Raw genomic sequence first — 4,662 nt, 5'->3', positions numbered from 1 at the left:
TGAGCTCCTCCTGGGCGGGGTGGCCGGTGGCGTGCAGCTCCGGGTGATTGGTCTCGTCGAACAGCGTCGCGCCGAGCTGGGCGAGGCGCTTCTTGAGCGCGGCGATCGGCCGTTCGTTGCCGGGAATCGCCTTGGCGGAGAAGATGACGGTATCGCCGGGCTCGAGGTCCAGAAAGGGGTGGCGACGCTGGGCCAGGCGCTGGAGCGCAGCGCGCGGCTCGCCCTGGCTTCCTGTGGCGATCACCACCACCTCGTTGGCCGGCAGGTAACCGAGGTCCTGGGCCGGCACCAGCGCCGGGAAGTCGTCCAGGTAGCCAAGCCCGCGCGCCACGCTCACCATGCGCTCCATCGAGCGCCCCATCAGGCTCACCCGGCGCCCGTTTCGTGCCGCCGCCTGGCCGATCGCCCACACCCGCGCCAGGTTGCTGGCAAAGCAGGAAACCACCACGCGCCCCTCGCACTCCTTGAGCGTCTGTTCCAGGGCCTTGGCCACCGCGCCTTCGCTGCCCGCGCTGCCGGGCAGCGGCGCATTGGTGGAGTCGCCCACCAGCAGATCGATCGGCGCGAGCGCCTGAAAGTGGCTCGGGTCGACGCAGGCGCCGATCAACGGCTCCGGGTCGAGTTTCCAGTCACCGGTATGCAGCACCCGATGGTCACCGGCCTGCATCATGATCGCGCAGCTCTCGGGAATCGAGTGGGTCATCAGCAAGTAGCGCAGCGTGAACGGGCCTTCCTCGAGCGCCTCGCCTGGTTCGATCACGCGAATCGCTGCGCTCGACAGGCTGTGTTCGGCGAACTTGTGGCGCAGAAGTCCCGCTGCCAGGGGCGTGGCGTAGATCGGGCACTGCCACTTGGGCCACAGCCAGGCGACCGCGCCGATATGATCCTCGTGGCCGTGGGTGATGAACAGCGCCTTGGGCGCGATCGCGAGTTCTTCAAGTGTCCGGGTATTGGGCACCTGGAGCGGTGCGCTCGGCAGGTCCTGGCGAATCATCATGCCGCAATCGATGGCGATCCAGTGATCGCCATGGCCATATAGCGTCAGGTTCATTCCTATTTCACCGCAGCCACCCAGCGGCAGAATACGCAAGGGTGGGCGGCGACGGGGACGAAGTTGAACGCGTGATGGATCCATTGATTTTGAACAGCCTGAAAAGTAAGACTTTAACTATACGGTGTGCGGAGGCGGCTAACAATGATCGCAATGCCTCGGATCGCCGCTTGCGCTACACTAGCGCCCTTGCCGGGTAGAGCGCCGGCAGGGCCTGACAGCGGGCCATGTTTTTAGAGTGCATTCACGTCGAGTCTATTTATGTCGCATTATTACCGTCTAGTGGTTTCCTGCCCCGATCAGGTGGGCATCGTCGCCCGCGTGTCAAGCTTCATCGCCCAGCATGGTGGTTCCATTACCGAAGCGAGCCAGCATTCGGACCTGCAGACCGGGCGCTTCTTCATGCGCTACGAGATCCTCGCCGACTCCATCGGCATGAGCGCCGATGAACTCGAAAAGGCGTTCGCGCCGATCGCCGCCACCTTCGACATGCAGTGGGCGCTGGTGGATACCCAGAAGCGCCGCAACGTGGTGATCATGGTCTCCAAGGAGTCGCACTGCCTGGTGGATCTGCTCTACCGCTGGCAGGCCGGCGAGCTCGACTGCAACATCGTCGGCATCATCTCGAACCACCCGGACATGCGGGCGCTTTCCGAGTGGTACGAGATTCCCTATTTCCATATCGCCGTGGACCCGACGAACAAGCAGGCCTCCTTCGATGCCGTCCAGGCGCAGATCGAGGCGCTCGGGGCGGACTGCATCGTGCTCGCCCGCTACATGCAGATCCTGCCGCCGGCGCTCTGCGAGCACTACGCCGGGCAGATCATCAACATCCACCACAGCTTTTTACCGTCCTTCGCCGGGGCCAAGCCGTACCACCAGGCCTACGCCCGGGGCGTGAAGCTGATCGGCGCGACCTGCCACTACGTGACCGAGGAGCTCGATGCCGGGCCGATCATCGAGCAGGACATTCACCGCGTGAGCCACTGCCATACGCCGGCGGATCTGGTGCGTTTCGGTCGCGACGTGGAGAAATCGGTGCTGGCCCGCGGGCTGCGCTGGCATCTCGAGGATCGGGTGCTGATCGACGGCAACAAGACCGTGGTGTTCGGCTGATAGAAACGAAAACGGGGCGCAATGCCCCGTTCTCGATTGCAAGCGTCGGCCGAAGGCCGAGACTTCCTAGCCCAGCGCCTGACCGCTGCCGCCGCGAATCACGCCGACGCCGACCCCTTCGATGTCGAGCTGCTGAGTGCGCAGGTCGATCTCGATGGGGGCGAAGTCGCTGTTCTCCGCCAGCAGCGTCACCTGGTGGCCGTCGCGCTTGAAGCGCTTGACGGTCACTTCGTCCTCGAGGCGCGCCACCACGATCTGGCCATCGCGTACCCGCTCGGTGCGGTGCACGGCGAGCAGGTCACCTTCCAGAATGCCGATGTCCTTCATCGAGAGCCCGCGCACGCGCAGCAGGTAGTCGGCCTTGGGCGTGAAGTACTCCGCGGGCAGCGGACAGTAGCGGTCGATGTGTTCCGCCGCGAGAATGGGGCTGCCTGCCGCCACCTCGCCGATGATCGGCAGCCCGCTGGTATTGGTATCCGCTGAATCGTTGGCGGCCGGGGCGGTGTCCGGCGCGTCGGCGCCTTCCTGGTTGGGCAGACGGATGCCGCGCGAGGTGTGGCGAATGATGCGGATCGCCCCCTTGCGCTCGAGTGCGCGCAGGTGCTCCTCGGCGGCATTGGGAGAGCGAAAACCGAGCGCCTTGGCGATTTCCGCGCGCGTCGGCGGGTAGCCGTAGTCGTTCATGGTCTTGACGATGAAGTCGAACACGTGCTGTTGACGAACGGTAAGCGGGCGTGACATGGCGCTCTCCAGGGTAAACGGGTAACTAAAAAGATGACAGTCGGAACATGTGTTTAAGTATACAGTATGTCTCTGTATCCAGTATATGACCTAAGCCCCGGTTTATAAAGCGCGCGCTGGCTTTCTCGGGCCAGAACCCGTCGTTTTGACGATTGAGCCCGGAGCGTGAATGGCCTACTATGCCGCGATGTTTTAAACACTCGTTTTCTGGAGGACGCCATGGCGCAGTCAGATACGGTCACGCGTATCCTCGATACCGCAGAGGTGCTGTTCGCCGAGCGTGGCTTCGCCGAAACCTCGCTGCGCAACATCACCAGCAAGGCGCGGGTGAACCTGGCCGCCGTGAACTACCATTTCGGGTCGAAGAAGGCGCTGATCCAGGCCGTGTTCGCCCGCTATCTCGATCCGTTCAGCGAGCGCTTCCATGCGGCGCTCGACGAGCTGCAGGCGCATCATGGCGAGCAGCAGATTCCCCTTGAGGTGCTGCTCGAGACCATGGCGACCACGGTGCTGACGGTGCCCGCCGAGCGCAACAGCCTCAAGGTCTTCATGCGCCTGTTGGGGCTGGCCTACAGCCAGGCCCAAGGGCACCTGCGCCGCTACATCCAGGAGCAGTACGGCGATGTCTTCACCCGTTTCGTCGAGCTGGTACGCCAGGCAACCCCGGGGCTTCCCGATGCCGAACGCTTCTGGCGGCTGCACTTCATGCTCGGTACGGTGATCTTCACGCTTTCCGGGCTCGACGCGCTGCGCGACATCGCCGACAAGGAGTACGGCGAGCAGGTGTCGATTCGCGATCTCGTGCGCCGCCTGCGCCCGGTGGTGGTCGCCGCCATGCACGCGCCGTTGCCCACCGCCCTCGAGGAGCCCGCCCATGCTCACCCCGAAGCTGGCTGAGCTGCCGCCGGCAGAGGATGCCTGGATCGAGATCGACTGCCAGTCGCAGGAGCTGTGCCTCTGGCAGGGGCGAGACGTGATCCACGCGTGCGCCATCTCCACCGGCATCAATGGCGTCGGCGAGGAGGAGGGGAGCGGGCGCACCCCGCGCGGCTGGCACTACGTGCGCGCCGCCATCGGCGAAGGCCTGCCGGAGAACGCGGTATTTCGCGGGCGGCGCTTCACCGGTGAAGTGTTCACCCCGGCGCTTGCCCAAGCGCACCCGGAGCGTGACTGGATCCTCACCCGCATCCTGTGGCTCTGCGGGCTCGAGCGCGGCGTCAACCGCGGCGGGCGCGTCGATTCCCAGCGCCGCTACATCTACCTGCACGGCACGCCCGCTGACGAGCCGATGGGCGTCGCCGCCTCCCACGGCTGCATCCGGGTGCGCAATGACGATCTCCTGACGCTGTTCGCCGCCGCGCCCCCCGGAACGCCGGTCTGGCTTCACGGCGAGAACCCGGCGTGACGGCGGATTTTGCCTGAGCGCGCCGATCGACTAGAATTGGCGCCCGTTTCGTTGGATCTAAGCTCATGACACAATCGCTTGGCCCGGTCATGCTCGACCTGGAAGGCCCCTCCCTCACGGCTGCCGAAAGGACCCTGCTGCGCGATCCCGCCGTCGGCGGCGTCATCCTTTTCGCGCGCAACGTCGAGAACGCCGAGCAGGTTCGTCGGCTGTGCGCCAGCGTGCGCGCCGAACGCCCCGACTTGCTGTTGGGCATCGATCAGGAAGGCGGGCGCGTGCAGCGCATCAAGGCGGGGGTGACTCGCTTGCCGGCCATGGCGCGTATCGGCGAGCGCTTCGTCGAGGACCC

At 65.2% G+C, this 4,662-nt stretch carries 6 protein-coding genes; 4 read left to right on the top strand and 2 right to left on the bottom strand.

The annotated features are described in order from the left end of the window. A partial coding sequence (locus tag BIS11_RS11175; protein ID WP_253586059.1) for a ribonuclease J occupies positions 1–1,051 on the bottom strand: 1,051 nt, incomplete at its 3' end. Between the two features lie 261 nt (positions 1,052–1,312). On the opposite strand from BIS11_RS11175, the gene purU reads away from it, so the two are divergent. Further along, a complete protein-coding gene (gene purU, locus BIS11_RS11170) occupies positions 1,313–2,167 on the top strand; it encodes a formyltetrahydrofolate deformylase (RefSeq protein ID WP_253419063.1) in 855 nt (284 codons plus the stop codon). 66 nt (positions 2,168–2,233) lie between these two features. On the opposite strand, the gene lexA is transcribed toward purU, so the two are convergent. Continuing rightward, a complete protein-coding gene (lexA, locus tag BIS11_RS11165; RefSeq protein ID WP_253419066.1) occupies positions 2,234–2,908 on the bottom strand; it encodes a transcriptional repressor LexA in 675 nt (224 codons plus the stop codon). A 219-nt stretch (positions 2,909–3,127) separates the two neighbouring features. Here lexA and BIS11_RS11160 point away from each other — a divergent pair, with 219 nt between their 5' ends. From BIS11_RS11160 to BIS11_RS11150, 3 genes are all read left to right on the top strand, one after another. Next, complete coding sequence (locus BIS11_RS11160) at positions 3,128–3,805, top strand: TetR/AcrR family transcriptional regulator (protein ID WP_253419069.1); 678 nt, start codon at positions 3,128–3,130, stop codon at positions 3,803–3,805. Continuing rightward, the gene (locus BIS11_RS11155) at positions 3,783–4,313 is read left to right on the top strand and encodes a L,D-transpeptidase (protein WP_253419072.1); all 531 of its coding nucleotides are present in this window, start codon (positions 3,783–3,785) and stop codon (positions 4,311–4,313) included. Before BIS11_RS11160 ends, BIS11_RS11155 begins: the two co-directional genes overlap by 23 nt. Positions 4,314–4,378: 65 nt before the next feature. Continuing rightward, positions 4,379–4,662 (top strand): glycoside hydrolase family 3 N-terminal domain-containing protein (locus tag BIS11_RS11150; protein ID WP_301286449.1); only part of this gene is annotated, 284 nt, incomplete at its 3' end.

Source organism: Halomonas sp. 707D4, assembly GCF_024158685.1.
Taxonomy (GTDB): Bacteria; Pseudomonadota; Gammaproteobacteria; order Pseudomonadales; family Halomonadaceae; genus Vreelandella.
Note: the sequence above shows the minus strand (reverse complement) of the source record. Positions and strands in the feature narration are given on the sequence as shown.